We start from the raw sequence: 19,736 nt of genomic DNA, 5'->3' as shown, positions 1-19,736 counted from the left end.
TTAAATTAAATGTAAGTCATCATTCACAATTTCTCTGACTTTAGCCGCAGAATCTTGCTGCAATGCTGTTGTGACGATCGCCTGTGCTTGTGGCATTGTCAATTGAGCGATCGCACCTTTAAATGCAGGAATAGCTGGGGGACTAAGACTCACTTCATCTAGTCCCAAGCCTAATAAAATTGGTGCTGCTAAGGGATCTGCTGCGATTTCACCACACAACCCCACCCAGATACCAGCAGCATGTCCAGCCTCGACGGTTTGGTGTATCATGCGTAATACTGCTGGATGCAAGGCATCTGCTAATTTTGCCACCTTGGGATTAGTACGATCTGCTGCCATCACGTATTGACTGAGATCATTAGTACCAATACTGAAAAAGTCTACTTCCCTTGCTAACTGATCGGCAATGGTGACTGCTGATGGTACTTCTACCATAATCCCTATTTGCATTGCCTCATCAAAAGGGACACCAGCCTGACGTAGTTCCCCTTGCACCTCAGCCAATATTGCCTTTGCTGCTTGGATTTCGGCAACAGTTGTAATCATAGGAAACATGATTTTGATTTGATGGCGAAAGCTAGCCCGTAAAATAGCCCTTAATTGGGTTTTCAAAACATGCGGACGATCTAAACAAAAACGAATCCCGCGCCAACCCAAAAAAGGATTGGATTCTAAACCCACACCCAAATAAGCAATGGATTTATCTCCACCGACATCGAGAGTACGAATAATTAAAGGACGGTGATCCAAAATTTGCGCGATCGCCTGGTAAACTTCTAGTTGCTGTTCTTCAGTGGGAGCCGTAGTACAATTGAGATAAAGAAATTCTGTACGGAGTAGTCCCACACCTTCCGCACCAAAATTCACAGCTTGTTGTGTATCATTGATGCCACTGACATTTGCGAATACATTGATTTGGTGGCGATCGCGAGTCATCCCAGGCTGATGAGCAATAGTTCTTGTTTGTTGCCGATTTACCTGTTGTGCATCTCGCTGTGTCCGAAGTACTACCAGAGTTTCTGGTTCTGGTTCCACCCAAACTCTACCCGTCTCCCCATCAATAGCTAGCTGTGTGCCATCGGCAAGCTGTAATATTTCTGGTGGTAAACCAACAATAGCCGGAATACCCAAAGAACGAGCAAGAATGGCTGTGTGCGATGTGGCACTACCAGCCGTGATACAAATGCCCAAAATCCTTGTTGGATCTAAGCTAGCTGTATCTGAGGGAGTCAGATCAGCTGCAACTAAAATCGCAGGTTGGGGTACATCCACAATCGTCATCGGAGTACCCGATAATACACGCAATACTCGCTGTCCCACATCAACAACATCGGCAATTCGTTCTTGTAAATAGGGATCATCAAGACGGCGATAATTGCTTGCTACCTCATTAATTACTCCTTGCCAAACAGCTTCAGCATTGAGGTGCTGGGTAAAGATGCGCTGTTGTGCCGCCTCCAGCAAAGTTGGATCTGCTAAAAATAACAAATGGGCATCAAAAATAGCAGCTTCCGCATCACCAATTTGAATCGAGGAGTGAGACAGCAAAGTTTGAATTTCTTGTTGAGCAGTATGCAATGCTGTTTGTAAACGTTGCCACTCTTTTCTAGTATCTTCTACGTGATAATGCGGTGGTTGTTCTCTAGAAGTAGTTTGCTCCCAAGTGATGGGTGTTTTGCGATAGCGAAAACAAGGTGCGATCGCAATTCCTGGGGAAGCAGGGATGCCTTGGAGGGAGGTGGGGAGGTGAGGGGATGGGGCGATGGGGAGGTGGGGGGATGGGGTAATGGGAAGGTGGGGAGGAGTGTTGTCTTCGCCGAAGTTGGTGGTGATTAGTGTTTGTAATGCGGCTAGTGCTTCTTCTGCATCCGAACCAGTGGCACTAATGACAATTTCGTCTCCTTGACGTACTCCTAACATTGCCACTTGGTTGATGCTGTCAGCGCGGACAAACTCGCTACCTTTAGTAATATTTCTGACTTGAATTTGTGATTGAAATCGGGCGGCACAGCTGACAAATTGAGCTGCGGGGCGGGCGTGCAATCCAAACCTGTTACTGACAGTCAAACTGATTTGGCTTGTCTGTCCCTTGTCATTAATCATTGGTTCTTCACTAATGACTAATGACAAATGACTCTCATCTAAACCTAACTGAGTTGCTTTTGCTACTAATGCTCCCTGGGCTTCCGTAATTACCCGTTGAATGTCACTGCTAGATGCGGCTGCAACTACTGCGGCGATCGCACCTTCAACTAGAGGTGCTGCACACAGATGTATGTGCTGTTGTTGTTCGCTGGGGAGAAACTCTAGGGCCATTTCTGCGCTCATCAAGGCGCTACCGAGATCCATCAGCACCAACACACCATCATCACTGTATACAGATGCGATCGCCTCATAAACTTGCATCGCATCCGTACCTAAAGGATTTGCTGGATCATCAATTCCTGCTGCGACGGCGATGGGAACATGGTCTTTAACCATCTGTAATGCAAGTTCTCGCACACCTTCTGCTAGCCGTCTGCTGTGAGAAACAATAACAATTCCAATCACGGGAACACCGTTTATTAATTGCGGATTGCTTTCTTTCACCCCATTATGGAGGGTATCTCACAATTTTGGGTAAATTTTCAGCAAACCGTAATCTATTGGGTGTCCTTTGTTATTAGATCTCTTCCACAAATAGCGCGTGCGTCATTCCCAAAAGGAAATATGTACATGAAAATGTACATATTTCACCATTTCCTAGTACTTCAAATTCCAAGCAGCAAAAGCTAAAGCACACCAACCAGCGATAAAAGCTGCTCCCCCTAGCGGTGTAATTGCTCCTAAATACTTAACACCAGTTAAGCTCAGAGCATATAAGCTGCCGGAGAAAATTGCAATTCCAATAATAAACAACCACCCACTTGCTACTAAACTAGGTGGGGGAGGCTCGATGCGAAGTAATAATATTGCTACAGCTAACAATGCCAAAGCATGATACATTTGATAGCGCGCGCCTGTTTCAAAAATTAAGAGCGATCGCTCACTTAATCTTTCCCGGAGAGCATGGGAAGCAAAAGCCCCCGCAGCAACAGATAAACCACCGAAAATTGCTGCTAAGCTCAAAAATATTTGCGTCATAGAGTTTCCCAATCAATTCTTTAAAGGTCAAAATGATAGGAAATTCCCCCCTCTTCACTGATCTTATAATTAGCATTAAATACTTTGGCTTGTTCATCAAGATATTGCCTAGCGACTGGTGCTGGCAGATGAGATTGCATCGCAAAACCTAAAAGAGTTACGTGTCCATTATTTTCTTGAATCATCCGGTAAAAAGTGGATTGCAGATGTTCGTTAATCTGCTGTTCAAGTGCTTTTTTATCTTGTCGACTTTGACAATATAAACCTATTGCTAGCCATCCTCCCAAAGCAAGGGTCGGGATACCAAATATAAGACCTTGCTTGGTGGTAAGATCAAGGGCGCTATACGCTTCTGTTGAACGAAAATCTGGCGCTTCTGCGCCTATTCCTGGAGAAATGTATTGAACCATCTTGTGTTTTTCAATTGCTGCTGAGACTGATAAAGTCAAAAACATAAACCCTAGAGTTAGCAGCCAGCCCGCAGCCAATTTTTCACCAGTCTTCATAGTTGTTAGTGGTTAGTGGTTAGTGGTTAGTTGTTAGTGGTTAGTTGTTGATCTTTCCAAACAACAACCAACAAATTAAACATGAAAGTGGTAATAAACGCCTCCTTGAGGATTAATATCAAATGTGGCATTAAATTCTTTTGCCTTCGCATCTAGATACTGTCTTGCTTCCTCGCCACTAATTTCTGCTTGCTTGGCAAAAGACAATAGGGAAATTGTACCGCTATTTTCTTCGACCAGACGATAAAAGGTAGATTGCAGGCGATCGCTTAATAGCTTTTGGTGTTGTTTACGCATACTCCACACTAGCCATCCTCCATATGCTATGGCTGGTAAGCCAAAAACTAAACCGCCAATCATGCTATCTGCGGCTTTTTGCTGTTCTTGCGGAGTCGGCTTTTGGTTGTATGTCAGTATCTCAACAGCGCTGATCATCAAAAAGATAAACCCAAATGACAACAGTACACCAGCAGATACTTTTTTAATAAATTTCATAACACGACAAGATGTAATATCTTGTCGCGATCTTAGCCTTACTTCCGGTTAGCTTCCAGTAAGCGGGAGAAATAAAAACGAGTGCGTGTCATTGACTGGCGTTGCACAACAAAACCGTTTTTCTCAAGGATCTTCACTACATCAGCCTCTCGGTGTAAATATGCACGAGTCGCTTTACTTGGCCCTGGAAAGAAACTCCCAATTTTCTTGAGAATTGTCAAAGCACAGGTTTTAGGAGCAAAACTGAGAATTATTCGCGACTGTGCTAAAGAACAAAGATGAGAAATCATCGCATCCGCTTTTTCTTGGGGATAGTGGATGAGAACATCCAAACAAATCACCGTATGGTAGCTACCACTGAGAGTTTCCAAATCTTGAACAGCAAAAGTCAGATTTTCTGGATTTTTTAGGGTTAGAGAAGCTCTTTGTTTTCCTTCTTCTACCATTTTTTCAGAAATGTCGCTGGCGTAGACTTTTGCGCCTGCTTCTGCTAAGGGAATGCTGAGACTACCCACACCGCACCCAGCATCGCAGATAGACAGATCTGCTAGATTGTCATCAGCTTTTAACCAGCCTAGTACTTTATCTACAGTTTGTTGATGCCCATTGCGAATATCTAGCTGGACTTTGTTGACTTCGCCATCGCCATATATACGTCTCCAACGGTCAAAACCGGTGGAATTGAAATATTCTTTAACAATTGTTTTATCGTCGGCTGCGTTCATGAAATTCAATTATCGAAGAGTATCCAATGCTTAAAAGTATCATCTATCAGTTATCAGTTATCAGTTATCAGTTGACTAATTTTCAAGCACTAATTGCTAAATAATCTTTTCCAAGTCAGTTTTTTAGTTGCTTCATCAAATTGCCAACGCAATAATTGGGTAGCAGAGGTAGCGAGGATATTTGTTGGTAAATTCACTGCTTTTCTAGGTGCATCTGTAGCAAGTGCGATCGCCACCTCTACATCACATATTCCCCACTGCACCAAATTTTGCACTCCCACCAACAAAGGTAAAGTCGTCCCTGATAAAGTACCATCCGGTAATCGTGCTGTACCATCTTTAACTTCTATTTGTCGATTATCCCAAGGATAAATACCATCGGGTAGCCCCAAAGGTGACAAAGCATCGCTAACTAGAAAAAGTCCTTTCTGATAATGACTAGCACGTAGTAATATATCTATCATTGTTGGTGAAACATGTTGCCCATCAGCAATAAAACCACACATCACTCCCGGATGAGTAATTGCTGCCCCTAATAATCCTGGTTCACGATGGTGTAGTAATGGCATTGCATTAAAAGCATGAGTTACCATCCTCGCACCCATCTCAAATGCTTGTTGTGCTTGTGCTGCTGTCGCTTGCGAATGTCCTAAACTGACAGTGATACCCAAAGAACGCAAGTAAGGAATGACTTCACCTGTTGCATCTAACTCAGGGGCAAGAGTAACAACTTTGACAATATCAGCATAATCCCCTAACACCCGCTTAACTTCATCTATTGTTAAAGGCAATAAGTACTCAGCGGGGTGAGCACCACGTTTGTGAAAATTTAAAAATGGCCCCTCAAGATGAACTCCCAGAATTCGTGATCGCCACAGATGTGAATTCTCGCCACTTGCCATAAACTTAGCAATCACAGCAAGCGATCGCTGAATATTTTCTACCCCAGTTGTCACCAAAGTTGGTAAAAAAGCGTCTACCCCTGCATTCCACAAAAATTGGCAAATTTTTGGCATCATATGAGCATTTTCAGCTTGCAAGTCTGGGAATGCTAACCCCAATGCACCGTTAATCTGCAAATCAACACCACCCAGCGAAATCCAATCACCTCTGACATCTAAAATTTGTAAATCTGGCGGTGGAACTCTTTTAAAGACTGTATAAGTCGGCAAGATTTGTTCAATCATACCTTGGTGATTCACAAGGAGCATTTGCAAATCTTCATAACCAGGTACTCGTGCGTTAATAATGTCTATGGGAAAGGAAGCGAGCATTGGAATTTGCCATTATTTCTGAGTTAGATTTTAGGGCGAATTACAAATTACGTAGATAAATGAGATGATAATCTCTTGCCTTAGTAACCAGAGACTAAAGGTAAAAGAAGAAAAAATCAAAATAAGTAATATGAAGGAGGCTAAAACTCTCTTGCCTTCTGCTCTCTACCTTATATCCCCTATCCTATGACTCAACCTCTTATCGGTATTATTATGGGCAGCGATTCCGATTTACCCACCATGCAAGGTGCGATCGCTGTTTGTAAAGATTTTGGTGTTGCTGTTGAAGTTGCGATCGTCAGCGCTCATCGTACCCCAGAACGAATGATGGAATATGCCAAGTCTGCCCACGAACGGGGTATTAAAGTAATTATTGCTGGTGCAGGTGGTGCTGCTCATCTCCCTGGCATGGTTGCATCTGTAACTCCCCTACCTGTGATTGGTGTTCCTGTACCTAGCCGTCATTTGCAAGGAGTTGATTCCTTGTATTCTATTGTACAAATGCCTGCGGGCATTCCAGTTGCCACAGTAGCGATCGGCAATGCAACAAATGCTGGGCTATTAGCTGTACAAATTATTGCCACACACGAAATAGAATTACTGAAGAAAGTACAAAATTACCGCCAAAATTTATGTGAATCGGTAATGGGAAAGCAAGCTAAATTAGACCAAATAGGCTATGAAGAGTATTTGAAACAAATGTAATATCTTATCATGATTTAGTATTAATTAATACATTAAAATACTAAATCAAAATCTAATTCATGCATGATTCGTATAAATGAATACATTTTTATTTGGTTTCAAAAAAATTGTCAACAACATGAGTCTGTATAAAAAGCAGTATTGAATATGATCAAAAAATTAAATATTTTTAATATTTTTTCAACTTTATCGTCTAGCTTTAGCCAAGAGTGATACAGCCAAAGAATGCAAGCTTGAGGCTGGAATTGAGATATAGCTTTGTGGGAAAAGTAAAGACAAAATGTATTTAAAGTTACAGAAATCTAGAAGTATAAGTTTAAAAATATACAATCTAACAAAATTAATTGTTTGTATATTTACAAAGACACTTCATAATCTTCAGTCTCATGAAACCTGTGAACACATTTGTCTGTGGTGTCTGTTAATTGCAAAAACACCACATCCGCTGGTATTACCAAATTTTTCTTCAATGAAAGTGAAAATTGTAAACTTAGATAAAGGTCATAGTGCCTTTTCCTAAAAACCTATGTGCAATCGTTGATATAACTTTGACAAATTTCATCATTGCCCTATTGCCTTTTTGTTCAATTTACCTTATTGGGTAAAAAAGTTTAAATTCGGGTTAGCTAATTTTTACGGTAGTTTGAGTTAATTCCAAAAAAACTTTTTTACTTGCTACCGTATTTTTTGTGGAATTTTTGCCAAAATTATGCTCATATAGGCAAAATTATTTTCTTTGAAAGTAAAAAATTAAAGAGTCAGTGAAGGGTACTTGACTGTTGATGAAACTACATAATAATAATTTTTTAAGAATGTATGTAGTATCACCAAAGTTAATGCTTACTTCTTGAATGCAAATGAGGTTATTGGATTCTCTAATTTACAAAAAACACCTTGCTAAAAATTGAGAATCAACGAGTTTTTATAGCAAACTTGTGTAATAGATAATATCAATAACCACTTGCTTAGCTTTGGGAGAGCGCTCTTTCTGCTTAACGTATTTTCTCAGTTAAGGACGGTTTAGAGCATGATGTTAAAGAACAAAAAAAAATCGAAAGCAAAACATAGGCGACAGTCTAAAAACTGGAATGCCTACAAAACACAATCAAACTCAATTGTCAATCAAATTTTTTGGGTTATTCAGCGCTTGTCTCCGAGCTGGCAAGCCTGTATTCCCATAGCTTGTCTAATTGTGCTGAGTTGGGGTTATGTAGCTGTTGCTCAAACTCCTGCTCCTGCTGGTCCAACCACAGCTGACTTAAAGGTTGCACTTGACACTTTGTGGGTTGCGATCGCTGCTTTTTTAGTGTTTTTCATGAACGCTGGTTTTTGTATGTTAGAAACCGGCTTGTGTCGTCAGAAAAACGCTGTTAATGTTCTTGCAAAAAATCTCATTGTATTTGCTTTGGCTACCGTTGCTTTTTGGGCGATCGGTTTTGGCTTAATGTTTGGCAATGGCAATGATTTTATTGGCTTAAGTGGATTTTTCTTGCAAGGGCCTGATAACAGTCCTGCAACTGGAGACGCTTATAAAGGAGTTTTTAGCGCTCTCAACTGGACTGGCGTTCCCCTAGCTGCCAAATTCTTATTCCAGCTAGTATTTGCCGGAACAGCAGCAACGATTGTATCCGGCGCTGTTGCTGAACGCATTAAGTTCGTTGACTTCCTGATTTTTAGCCTCTTACTAGTTGGTATTTCCTACGCCATAACCGGACACTGGATTTGGGGCGGTGGCTGGCTTTACAAAGCTGGTTTCTTTGATTTTGCTGGTTCCACGGTAGTTCACTCCGTAGGTGGTTGGGCAGCTTTGATGGGAGCCGCATTACTTGGACCGCGCCTTGGTAAATATCAGGATGGGCAGACTGTTGCCATTCCCGGTCACAACATGAGCATAGCCACCTTAGGCTGTTTAATTTTGTGGTTGGGCTGGTTTGGATTTAACCCTGGTTCCGTAATGGCTGCTGATGCCAATGCCATCACCCACATCGCCCTGACTACTAACATGGCAGGTGCTGTTGGTGGTATCGCTGCTACAGTCACAGCTTGGCTATATTTGGGTAAGCCAGACTTGTCAATGGTCATTAATGGTATTTTGGCTGGCTTGGTGGCGGTCACTGCACCTTGTGCTTACATCACTATTGGCAGTTCTTTCATCATTGGTTTAATTGCCGGAGTCATAGTTGTTTTCGCAGTCACCTTCTTTGACAAAATCAAAATAGATGACCCCGTGGGAGCAATCTCAGTACACTTAGTCTGCGGTATTTGGGGGACTCTAGCAGTTGGTCTGTTTGCTGTCGGTCCTGGTGTAGCAGACTTTCCTTGGTACACAGAAGGTCTTGGCCCAGCTAGAGGTTTATTTGCAGGTGGCGGCCTAGGACAATTCTTTACTCAGTTAATTGGTGTTCTGTCTGTGGGTGGTATGACTGTTCTCCTCAGCACCATATTCTTCTTGGTACTCAAGGCTACTTTGGGAATCAGAGTATCTCGTGAAGAAGAGATAGAAGGTTTGGATATCGGCGAACACGGTATGGAAGCCTACAGTGGGTTCCTCAAAGAAGCCGATGCAGGTAGATTCACTGAGCCTAGCAGCCCTAGAGGAATCTCGCAGTCTGGAGATTTACCTACAAGCTTGTAATTGTCAATTATTGAGTTTTTGCTAATTAATACCAACTCCTAGTAGCTTTGCTTTTGAAAAAGGGGTTGGTTTTTTATTAACTAACTGCCATAGTTATTGACAAAATATGCAGAAAAATAATTTGTTTTTCTATGACTGATTTAATTTTGCCAAAAGCTATCAAAAGCGTTCCAGACACACATAGCGATCCAAATTCTGTCTTTGCTCCTTTACTTCCGGTACTTGGGGAAGTTTTGCAATGCGATCGCTGTTTTCTTTATCTGAGAAATCCTCAAACTAAGCTGGGTAAAATTGCCCATTGGTGGCGGCGTAATCAACAGCTCCCAGAGATGACAGACACCGACTGGAGATTATAACCAGAGTCGTTATCAACATCCATAGCAGTCCTAAATGCTCACATCAAAAACAATAGCTGTGACTTACTTAATATTTATTAATAAATCACAGCTCTATGTCTCGAAAATCAAATCAGGCGATCGCCACTATTGATTTTAATTCAAATATCTTTTCAATTACATCTTCTACTACCTTATCAGGTGTAGAAGCACCAGAAGTCACACCGATAACAATTTCTCCATCAGGCAACCAGTTGTTTGTAATTTCCAAATTACCATTTAATAATCGATGTTCAATGCGATTTTCAGATAGAATTCTATCAACACTATCAATATGGTAAGAAGAAATTCCACGCTCAAAAGCTATTTGTTGTAATTGGGTAGTGTTTGATGAATTAAACCCACCAATTACAATCATTAAATCTAACTGTTTTTCTACCAATTCCAACATGGCATCTTGCCGTTCTTGAGTAGCATCACAGATAGTATTAAAGCTTTGGAAATGGTCATTTAAATTGGCTGGCCCATACTTTTGCATCATAGTATGTTCAAACAGTTTGCCAATTTGCTCAGTTTCACTTTTGAGCATTGTAGTTTGGTTGGCAATGCCAATCATTTCTAAATCTTTATCGGGGTCAAATCCTGCTGAGCAAGCTTTACTGAATTTAGCAAGAAATTCTTCTCGATTTCCACCATGCAAAATGTAATTAGCTACGTATTCTGCCTCTTTTAAATTCAAAACAATGAGATATTTTCCTGCAAAAGAACTAGTAGCGATTGTTTCTTCATGCTTATATTTACCATGAATAATTGAGGTATACTCACGCTTTTTATGCTTCTCAACTGTATTCCAAACCTTTGATACCCAAGGACAGGTGGTATCAACAATTTTGCAGCCTTTGTCATTAAGTATCTGCATTTCTTGAACGCTGGCACCAAAAGCAGGTAATATCACGACATCACCAGTCTCCACAATCGCAAAGTCTTTTTTCCCTGCTGTGACTGGGATGAATTCTACATTCATTTCCCGCATCCGTTGGTTAACAGAAGGATTGTGAATAATTTCATTAGTAATCCAAATACGTTCTGTGGGGAAGTGCTTACGAGTTTCATAAGCCATCGCTACAGCACGTTCTACACCCCAACAAAAACCAAAAGCTTCGGCTAGTCGAATTGTGACGTCTCCCCGGGTAAGGGTGTAATTATTATTCCGTATTTGCTGAATTAGCTGACTTTGATATTCTGACTGTAATTGGGTGGCGACTTCTTCTTGATGACCAAACCCTTTACGATGATAATTTTCAGAATGTTGAAGTGAACGTTTAAAAGCTTTAGTATCCATTGTTTTTTCAAGAAAAATCACTCTTTCACATTTTCTCTTGCTGAGGCACTGTTGTGGTGGGGAAGTGTGAGAAGTATCAGTAGATGAAAAGATTTTATTATCCCCCACACCCCTCATACTCTCCTAGCGCCCACCCTCTAATTCCATCTGGCTATATAATTGCAAAGCAGAACTCCATACTAAATAACCTTGAGAATTGAGATGTAAGCCATCGGTGCTTAATTCGGGACGGAGATGACCCTGCTTGTTGACAAATAGGGGATGTAAGTTTAGATATTTAACGCCTTCTGTTTTAGCTATAGTTTGCAGTTGCTGATTCAGCTTTTGAATGCGGCTATTGGAAATAGCTAATAATTTTTCTCGCCCTTCCCAATTTGCTTGTTTTCCTCCGTGTGGCAAAATTGACTGAATAACTATTTGTGTGTGGGGATGCACCTGACGCAGGTAGCGTACGATTCGCCGATGGTTTTGTAAAATTATCTCATCCTCCTTGCCTTGGATTAGATCATTAATACCAATCATCACAAAAATTGTTTCTGGTTGCGTGCGGTCAAATAGTTTTAATCTTTTTAATAACCCAGTGCTATTTTCTCCAGAGATACCTTGGTTTAACCAGTTCCTACCTTCAGGTAATAGCTCAGGAGGAAACCATAAACTAAGGGAATCTCCAGCAATTATATTGAGATGATCTGGACGTTTTTCAGCAGCGACTGTCGCTTCTTGTTTGAGGATATCTACCCACTGTTGATAATTGAGTTTATGACGATTACCCAACTCCGGTGTAGGTTGCGATGAAGCATCCGCATTGGCGTGGTTTGGCAATATATCCGCGAAAAAAGCAGTCACCCCCTGCTGTCGCCAGATTAGCAGGATGACAGCTAGCAAGAGTATACCGTTGGTAATCAGCGATAGAATTGCCCAGGTAGGAGAAGTTTTTGCAGAAGTGGACACGATTGTAGGGATATACCAAATCTTTAGTACCAGATTTTATAATGCTGGTGTCCACAAAATTTCACTATTAGCCTCTTGCTACCACAAATAACTTTAAAAGTCTAGACTAGATGAATACATAAAAATTTTTATTAAGTATTAATATCAATTCTACTCTCAGCATTGAGAATAACAGCTTAAGATTGCCTAAATATCAGGTAAAATCGGCATTTAGGCTTGTATAAATAAGGGATGAACTTATTGGTGCATGATTTGTACTCCAATGAGTACGATCATAAACAGCTTACCTGTCTGATGTCAGTCCACCAGATGGGCGAAACAGGCAAGACCAAGACTTGAACTTTGGTTCAAGGCACATCTCTGTATGTGTAAAGTGATGTGTTAGTGCATCGCCGACTCAACAGCCTTTTGGTTGTAATTGTCCCGATCAAAGTAACTCAACTGTCACAATCATGGGAGCGGAAATGCAAGAACCGGAAGTAGTAGAAACAAAGTCTCCAGAGGCAATAGTGCCAGATATGAACAACCAAACAGGAACCATTACAAAAATCCAACCCACTGTGCAAACTCAAGACCAATGGTTGAAGTATGGAGAGGTCGCTTCTAGCTTTTTAGCGACACTACCTGAATACCTGGGAAGCTTTTTTAACAAGTATAGACAGCCCCTGGTTACGATTGGTTTAATTGTGGGAGCCATTGTCGCTGTTAAAGTTGTCTTGGCGATCCTAGATGCTTTAAATGATATTCCTTTAGTGGCACCGACTTTTGAATTAATTGGTATTGGTTACTCTGCATGGTTTGTTTACCGTTATTTACTCAAAGCCTCTACCAGGCAAGAGTTAACCAATGAAATTGCAACTCTCAAATCACAAGTGATCGGTAAAGATGTCTAAATCTGAGTAATTCAGTACCCAGAGCGATCGCAACGCTGGTACGCTATGAATTACTGCTGGATCTCGCCTCCTCCTGAGTGGTCAAGTAGATTCTTCGCAACTCTTGACCACTTGTGCTTGAGCATTTAATTAGGCACTTTGACAATATATTCAGATTGAATTGCGTCTAACCTTCCCGTTCGCACCAAAGCTTGATAAACCATAGCCGCTACCTCAGCACGGGTAGCTTCTTTATTGGGATTGAGCACTTTGGGATTAGGATAGTTAACCACAAGACTATTAGCTGTGGCAGCTGCTATTTTGTCATTAGCGTAATTAGGAATTTCTTTAGCATCCCTGTAAAAGCTTATAATTCGAGTTTGAGAAGCAGGAACATTTAAATTCATTCCACTAGTCAGGGCAACTAATACCTGGACTCGCGGAATCTTTTGCTGTGGTCTAAAAACTTTGTTAGGGTAGCCTTTCAAGAACCCTGTACTGACGGCTTGGTCGATGGCTGAGTTTGCCCAAAACGCAGGTGGCACATCCTTAAAAGAGATTGTATTCTTGGTCTTACTAAGTTCTTTGCCAAACGCTTGTTCCACAATGGCAGCAAATTCAGCGCGGGTGACAGGCTGATTTGGTCTAAAGGTGTAATCTTCATAGCCCTTAATTATATTCCGAGAGGAAAGCACATCAATAAAACGACGCGCCCAAAAGTCACTCGGTACATCAGTAAATGCAATTGGTGGGGGAATAGTTGATTTTTGCTCAGGAATAACTAGTGGTAGGGTTCTGTTGCTAGTTAAGGGTGGAACAGGTGCTTGTTCTTGCGGCAAATTATTCGGGTTGAGAGTGGGAGATGGTGTGACTCTACTTAAATTCTCTTGGAGAGGTGCAGACGGTGTTTGACGAGTTCCCACATCTGGAGGAGTTGGTATCGCTAAAGGTGTGGGGGAAGTAGTCGGAGTAGGGGAAGGTAACAACGAGCTGTTGAAATTCCAGCCAGACTCCTTACGGGAAAATGACCAAAACAAAATAGCCCCGATAGTGACAAAAGCAACAAGAATGCCAATAAATTCATCAAAGTCGAGGGCATTTGTTTGAGATGACCTAGGATCGGGAGGCGTGTTTGTCATCGGTGATTATCCTACATTGTTGATTGTTGGTTGTTGGTTGTTGATTAGTGGTTGTTGGTTGGTGTTTTTTCTATTACCTATTCCCTACTAACTACTAACCACTAACCACTAACAAAGTTTCTCATAACACTCGTAACAAGCTAGGAATGCTGTCTATCGCTTCTAAGGTACGAATTTCTGCCAAAGCTTGGCGGAAATCTCCTTCTCGGACATCGTGGGTAACAACAACAATCTCTGCTAATTCTCCCTGAAAGCCTGTTTGTACAACTGACTCTAAGCTTACACTGTATTTACCAAAGCAGGTTCCCAATTTACCAATTACCCCTGGTTGGTCTTTAGTCAGAAAACGGGTATAGAATCTGGTAACAAGTTCTTCTAGTGGCGTAATTTGGCAGTAGTCTTGATGCCTACAAGATAATAAGGGGTTGGGTGTAGCTGTACTGGCTTGTAGTGCTGCTACCAAATTTAAGATGTCAGACGATACAGCACTAGCAGTTGCACCAGCACCAGCACCTGGACCAAAAAACATTACCTGTCCAATCGGTTCTCCTTCCACAAGAATGGCATTATAAACACCGTTGATGCTGGCTAAGGGGTGTGCTTTTGGAACTAGGGTAGGGTGAACTCTGACGGAAATTGGATGATCGGGTGTAGACGCATACGTGGCTTCCCGTAGAGTAGGGCTGATGGGGGGAAGATTAACTGTTTTAGCTATTGCTAGTAGTTTAATCACAAACCCCAATTTATCGGCATAGGCAATGTCTGTTTTACTGACTTGCCGAATACCCTCACAATAGACATCTTGTAGTTTAATGCGTCCACCAAAGGCTAATGAGGCCAGAATAGCTATTTTGTCTGCAGCGTCCAAACCATCGACATCAGCTGTCGGATCGGCTTCTGCATAACCTAACTTTTGGGCGTCGGCTAAGACATCATCGAAGCTAATGCCTTCAGCTTGCATCCGCGTCAAGATATAGTTAGTTGTACCGTTAACAATACCTGTGACGGTGTGAATGCGGTTGACACTTAAAGATTGCTTGAGCGGTTGAATCACCGGGATCCCACCACCAACAGCAGCTTCTAACATGACATAAACACCAGCTTTATTGGCAGCAGTAAAGATTTCATCCCCAAAACGGGAAATTACGGCTTTATTAGCTGTGACGACATGTTTGCCATTTTCAATGGCTTTGAGAATTAGCGATCGCGCGGGTTCAAGTCCACCAATAACCTCGACTACTATATCTACCTGCGGGTCGTTGACTATTGCTGCTAAATCTGTTGTTAAGACTGCACCCGGCAATTCTACCATCCGGGGTTTGTCAAGCGATCGCACCCCCACCCGATATATTTGTACATCTCGCAACAATGGGTGACGCCCTGCATTATCTTGTAAAAGTTGCACTGTACCCGTGCCTACTGTACCTAATCCCAGTATTCCCAGCTTTACGCCCACGAATCTTATACCAAATTTCACCAACAACAATTGTAGGGTGGGCAATGCCCACCCTACTAGATCTTTATGTTGATTGTTGTTTATTGTTTGTTGTTTGTTCCAACCAACTACCAACTATCAACCAAATTAATATGTTTCAACGTGCCAGCGCCCAGCTTTCTTGATTTCTTTCTGGTAGTCGCTCCAATTAACGCCCTCTTTCGCTGCTGCTGCTGAAAGTGCTGCATCAATGCCATCTTCCATACCACGCAAACCGCAAATGTAGGTGTGGGTTTTCTCGTTCTTAATCAAACTCCACAGTTCATCTGCATGTTCAGCAACGCGGTCTTGAATGTACATTCTGCCGCCTTGGGGGTTTTTCTGCTCACGGCTAATGGCATAAGTCAAGCGGAAGTTATCAGGATACTTCCCTTGGATTTCTTCCAATTCTTCTTTGTAGAGAATATTTGGAGTTGTGGGAACACCAAATATCAGCCATGAGAAACCTTTGAACTGGTATTCTGGGTTAACAGCTCTTTCGGCATCCTTGAACATCCGCCACAGATAGGCACGCATGGGGGCAATACCTGTTCCTGTTGCCATCATGATCACGTTGGCATCTTCGTCTGGGGGTAGTAACATTTCCTTACCCACTGGGCCTGTGATTTTGACTTCATCTCCAGGCTTGAGGTTACACAGGTAAGTCGAGCAGACACCGTAGACTGTTTCGCCGGTTTCTGGATGCTTGTACTCTAACTGACGGACGCAAAGTGACACAGTCTTGTCATCTACATCATCGCCGTGACGAGTCGAAGCGATAGAGTACAGTCTCAATTTTTCTGGTTTGCCATTCTTGTCCAATCCTGGCGGAATAATACCGATACTTTGACCTTCTACGTAACGCAAATTTCCGCCAGAGATGTCGAACTTGAGATGCTGAACAATACCGATACCGTTTTCCCCTACTAATGGTTCATTGGAAATACATTTACCAATGTAAGGAGCATTAGGGCGGTAAATGTTGACAGGAACGTCAGCGTGGGCATCTTTTTTAGCTTTCGCTTGAGTCATGGTCTTGCCTTTAGTCTCATTCTTCTGGGGCTGTTGCTGGACTGGTGGTTCAGCATTTACAGGTGTGGCATTACCATTTTCTTCGTGAGCAGATTTAGCAGATGTGGCTTTACCATTAGTTTGCTGTAAAACACTGACTGGTTGTATGCTAACAATTCTGCCGCCCAGGCGAGTAATACGTCGCATTTCCTGATTCATGCGGCTGTAAGGCACTTTGATGAACACACTGCCACTGTTACGAATTTGATAGTTCGTCTGATCAGTTTCTTCACTCTGACGCAGACCAACCACTTCGTAAACAAAAACACGGCTACCTGATTTTGTGTTGGCAGCTCCTTCAACAGCACCTCTATAGTACATTCGTTCTACCACTCCGATATTTACTTAACCTTTTCTCAAAAAACCCTTTCACCACATATTCAGCTCTTTTTACCAAATTTTTGGTGGCAAAAAACTGATACTTGGAAAAGCGGCATTAGCCAATGCCTTTTTACGTACACTCACCAAAGACACTAAAGCATGGCAAAAGTCACACCTGTTCACCTTCTAAGGTAGAGGATAAGTCCTTTGGAGAATGTTAATAATGAGTCAATTTAATTTTTTTTTCGTGATATGGCATCGCTACAACATAGATAGCTCTCTGTAACCCAAAGTACACCTGCTTTAGGTGTTTGACTCCAAATACCAGTTTCGGGAAGATATGCTTCCATTTGTTTTACTTGTGTGTGAAGCCTCTAAATCATATGAAGGCTGCTATGCAGTTAGTAGTTTAACAGAAAGCTGTCATACCTATGTCGTAGGCTTTCCAGCTTAATGGTTGTGCATAATTTTGATTGTTGCCTGACTGCAAAGCTTCACTGCTTAGAGGTTTCGGAATATTTCATATCCACAAAAATAACTTTGTTATGCTAAATAACACAACAAGTACAATCATAGAATATGTAAAGTATTCCGATACAGATTATAAATTAAGTTTTGCTTGATGTGAAACATCTGTCAACCTCTACAAATACATGACCAAGCTGCTTGCTCGCTCTTTTGTACTTATCTAATCAATGTAGTGTTAATTGCCTTACTATTGTGTTTTATTACTTCTTCCTGAGGATAGATAGCACAGAATGGTTTTTAATCTTACCAATTTTTGCTTCTTGCCTAATAAAAATTCAGAAAAGTTTAAAAATTACTTTAAAAATCAAATTATACCCTATAGACTTGAATTAATAGAGTCATAAGCTGTCACCCTCAATTACCATAATACTTCTGGAAGAGTTGTGAGACTTAAAAATGATGATTGTTGACAGTTTTTGCTGATTGGGTATTTGTAATCTCAAACACCTAATCATTTAAGACCAACAATCTAATGGTTTGTCCATTGGTTTTGTGATGTTTGTAGTGGGTGCTGCCCTAACGGTAGCGGCTACAGCGTTCAAATCAGCGCTAAAGTGCTGCTACAAACTATTCAAAATTAGGGTGACGAACCACAAGTATCACTAATTTTAAGGGCAACCGCTTTGCGGCTATGGAAAACAAAAAATTCAAAACCCAGATTTTTGGGCTTGTGACTGAACTTCAATAGCTGCACAGTTGGTTTTGAGGGGATTTTTGTGATTCTAAACATTCACAACTATGATTCCAAAAACGCATTTTCTTGCTGATAGCAAGCCTTGTATAGAATAACCCCTTCTGTTAGAATCCAATATATCACTAGGATTAAATACTTACCAGCAACAACTTAGGCAACAAAAACGGGTAACAATTATGACTGTTTAGCTTACCCGTTATATGTCTATTTGTGCTGCTGAGTAGCAAGAACGCAGGATAAACCAAAGGGGTAAGCTCCTGGCTTCATGTCTGTAGGTGTGAAAAATTATTGATTGACTCATCTTTAGCATTTAGAGGAGATTTATGAGTAATAAACCAGAACGTGTGGTATTGATCGGAGTAGCCGGAGACTCTGGGTGTGGTAAATCTACGTTTTTGCGTCGTCTGACGGATTTATTTGGTGAGGAGTTGATGACAGTCATCTGTTTGGATGACTATCATTGTCTGGATCGTAAGCAGCGTAAAGAAACAGGTATAACCGCACTTGACCCCAGAGCCAACAATTTTGACCTGATGTACGAGCAAATCAAAGCGCTCAAAGAGGGTCAATCAATCATGAAGCCAATTTATAACCACGAAACTGGCACTATCGATCCACCCGAACTGGTAGAACCAAATCATATTGTAGTGATTGAGGGGCTACATCCTTTATATGATGAACGTGTGCGAGCGCTAATTGACTTCAGCGTCTATTTTGATATCAGTGATGAAGTCAAAATTGCTTGGAAGATTCAGCGAGATATGGCTGAACGCGGTCACCGCTACGAAGATGTTTTGGCTCAAATCAATTCTCGTAAACCTGATTTTCAGAAGTACATTGAACCACAAAGAGAATTTGCTGATGTAGTTCTTCAGGTATTACCTACCAACCTCATCAAAGAGGACAAAGAGCGTAAAGTTCTGCGGGTACGGATGCTACAACGCGAGGGTAAAGAAGGCTTTGAACCAGTTTATTTGTTCGATGAAGGTTCCACAATCCACTGGACTCCTTGTGGACGCAAGCTGACTTGTTCCTATCCCGGTATGCAACTGTACTATGGTTCAGATGTATACTATGGTCGCTACGTCTCTGTCCTTGAGGTGGATGGTCAATTCGATAACCTGGAAGAAGTTATCTACATCGAAACTCACCTCAGCAAAACATCCACCAAGTATCAAGGTGAGATGACTCATTTATTACTCCAGCACAGGGAGTATCCTGGTTCCAACAATGGTACAGGTTTATTCCAAGTGCTAACAGGATTAAAAATGCGCGCTACTTACGAGCGTTTGACAGCAAAGGAAGCCAAAATGGCGGTTCAAGTTTAAGGCAACAGTGTTTGTGTCTAATATCTAAGGGACACTATAGTGTCCCTTTTTTTTATATTGGGCATAAGAACTAATATCAAGTTCGGCTAATTGCTTACGATATTATGCTTCGCTGTTGGTCATTGGTTTTTCCCATTAGCAATTAGCTATTACCAGCCTGCGCGACAGTATAAGTGTTTCAGCGAACATTATATAAGTATTACCTTTTCCTCATCAGT

The 19,736-nt window shown here is 41.6% G+C and carries 16 protein-coding genes; 5 read left to right on the top strand and 11 right to left on the bottom strand.

The window, feature by feature from the left end; translation table 11 throughout:
* From ptsP to nagA, 6 genes are all read right to left on the bottom strand, one after another.
* On the bottom strand, positions 1–2,550 hold the full coding sequence (ptsP, locus tag NIES592_RS00135) for a phosphoenolpyruvate--protein phosphotransferase (protein ID WP_073554950.1): 2,550 nt from the start codon (positions 2,548–2,550) through the stop codon (positions 1–3).
* Positions 2,551–2,742: 192 nt separating this feature from the next.
* Complete coding sequence (locus NIES592_RS00130) at positions 2,743–3,123, bottom strand: DUF423 domain-containing protein (protein WP_062249661.1); 381 nt, start codon at positions 3,121–3,123, stop codon at positions 2,743–2,745.
* Between the two features lie 20 nt (positions 3,124–3,143).
* On the bottom strand, positions 3,144–3,629 hold the full coding sequence (locus tag NIES592_RS00125; protein WP_073554578.1) for a hypothetical protein: 486 nt from the start codon (positions 3,627–3,629) through the stop codon (positions 3,144–3,146).
* 75 nt (positions 3,630–3,704) lie between these two features.
* Complete coding sequence (locus NIES592_RS00120; RefSeq protein ID WP_062249664.1) at positions 3,705–4,124, bottom strand: hypothetical protein; 420 nt, start codon at positions 4,122–4,124, stop codon at positions 3,705–3,707.
* Positions 4,125–4,162: 38 nt separating this feature from the next.
* Positions 4,163–4,849, bottom strand: a complete 687-nt coding sequence (bchM, locus tag NIES592_RS00115) for a magnesium protoporphyrin IX methyltransferase (RefSeq protein WP_062249666.1) — start codon at positions 4,847–4,849, stop codon at positions 4,163–4,165.
* 89 nt (positions 4,850–4,938) lie between these two features.
* Positions 4,939–6,123, bottom strand: coding sequence for an N-acetylglucosamine-6-phosphate deacetylase (nagA, locus tag NIES592_RS00110; protein WP_073554577.1), 1,185 nt, complete (start codon positions 6,121–6,123; stop codon positions 4,939–4,941).
* 186 nt (positions 6,124–6,309) lie between these two features.
* On the opposite strand from nagA, the gene purE reads away from it, so the two are divergent.
* The 3 genes from purE to NIES592_RS00095 all read left to right on the top strand — a co-directional run bounded on the left by purE (position 6,310) and on the right by NIES592_RS00095 (position 9,819).
* The gene (purE, locus tag NIES592_RS00105; RefSeq protein WP_062249670.1) at positions 6,310–6,828 is read left to right on the top strand and encodes a 5-(carboxyamino)imidazole ribonucleotide mutase; all 519 of its coding nucleotides are present in this window, start codon (positions 6,310–6,312) and stop codon (positions 6,826–6,828) included.
* Between the two features lie 1,030 nt (positions 6,829–7,858).
* A complete protein-coding gene (locus NIES592_RS00100) occupies positions 7,859–9,463 on the top strand; it encodes an ammonium transporter (protein ID WP_073554576.1) in 1,605 nt (534 codons plus the stop codon).
* Positions 9,464–9,594: 131 nt separating this feature from the next.
* Complete coding sequence (locus NIES592_RS00095) at positions 9,595–9,819, top strand: hypothetical protein (protein ID WP_231936261.1); 225 nt, start codon at positions 9,595–9,597, stop codon at positions 9,817–9,819.
* A 112-nt stretch (positions 9,820–9,931) separates the two neighbouring features.
* Here the strand turns inward: NIES592_RS00095 and NIES592_RS00090 are convergent, their stop codons facing one another.
* The gene (locus tag NIES592_RS00090; RefSeq protein ID WP_062250827.1) at positions 9,932–11,140 is read right to left on the bottom strand and encodes a 4-hydroxy-3-methylbut-2-enyl diphosphate reductase; all 1,209 of its coding nucleotides are present in this window, start codon (positions 11,138–11,140) and stop codon (positions 9,932–9,934) included.
* A 123-nt stretch (positions 11,141–11,263) separates the two neighbouring features.
* Positions 11,264–12,091, bottom strand: coding sequence for an SGNH/GDSL hydrolase family protein (locus tag NIES592_RS00085; RefSeq protein ID WP_073554575.1), 828 nt, complete (start codon positions 12,089–12,091; stop codon positions 11,264–11,266).
* Positions 12,092–12,543: 452 nt separating this feature from the next.
* Here NIES592_RS00085 and NIES592_RS00080 point away from each other — a divergent pair, with 452 nt between their 5' ends.
* A complete protein-coding gene (locus NIES592_RS00080) occupies positions 12,544–12,984 on the top strand; it encodes a CAAD domain-containing protein (RefSeq protein WP_062249676.1) in 441 nt (146 codons plus the stop codon).
* A gap of 125 nt (positions 12,985–13,109) precedes the next feature.
* On the opposite strand, the gene NIES592_RS00075 is transcribed toward NIES592_RS00080, so the two are convergent.
* The 3 genes from NIES592_RS00075 to petH form a co-directional block, all read right to left on the bottom strand.
* The gene (locus tag NIES592_RS00075) at positions 13,110–14,102 is read right to left on the bottom strand and encodes an S-layer homology domain-containing protein (RefSeq protein ID WP_073554574.1); all 993 of its coding nucleotides are present in this window, start codon (positions 14,100–14,102) and stop codon (positions 13,110–13,112) included.
* A gap of 121 nt (positions 14,103–14,223) precedes the next feature.
* Complete coding sequence (locus NIES592_RS00070) at positions 14,224–15,558, bottom strand: homoserine dehydrogenase (protein ID WP_178379444.1); 1,335 nt, start codon at positions 15,556–15,558, stop codon at positions 14,224–14,226.
* Positions 15,559–15,684: 126 nt separating this feature from the next.
* The gene (gene petH / locus NIES592_RS00065) at positions 15,685–16,968 is read right to left on the bottom strand and encodes a ferredoxin--NADP reductase (protein ID WP_062249680.1); all 1,284 of its coding nucleotides are present in this window, start codon (positions 16,966–16,968) and stop codon (positions 15,685–15,687) included.
* Positions 16,969–18,513: 1,545 nt separating this feature from the next.
* Between petH and NIES592_RS00060 the strand changes: the two genes are divergently transcribed.
* Positions 18,514–19,518, top strand: coding sequence for a phosphoribulokinase (locus NIES592_RS00060; RefSeq protein WP_073554573.1), 1,005 nt, complete (start codon positions 18,514–18,516; stop codon positions 19,516–19,518).
* The last annotated feature ends 218 nt before the right edge of the window (positions 19,519–19,736 follow it).

Origin of the sequence: Fischerella major NIES-592 (assembly GCF_001904645.1) — a bacterium.
GTDB lineage: Bacteria > Cyanobacteriota > Cyanobacteriia > Cyanobacteriales > Nostocaceae > Fischerella > Fischerella thermalis.
Note: the sequence above shows the minus strand (reverse complement) of the source record. Positions and strands in the feature narration are given on the sequence as shown.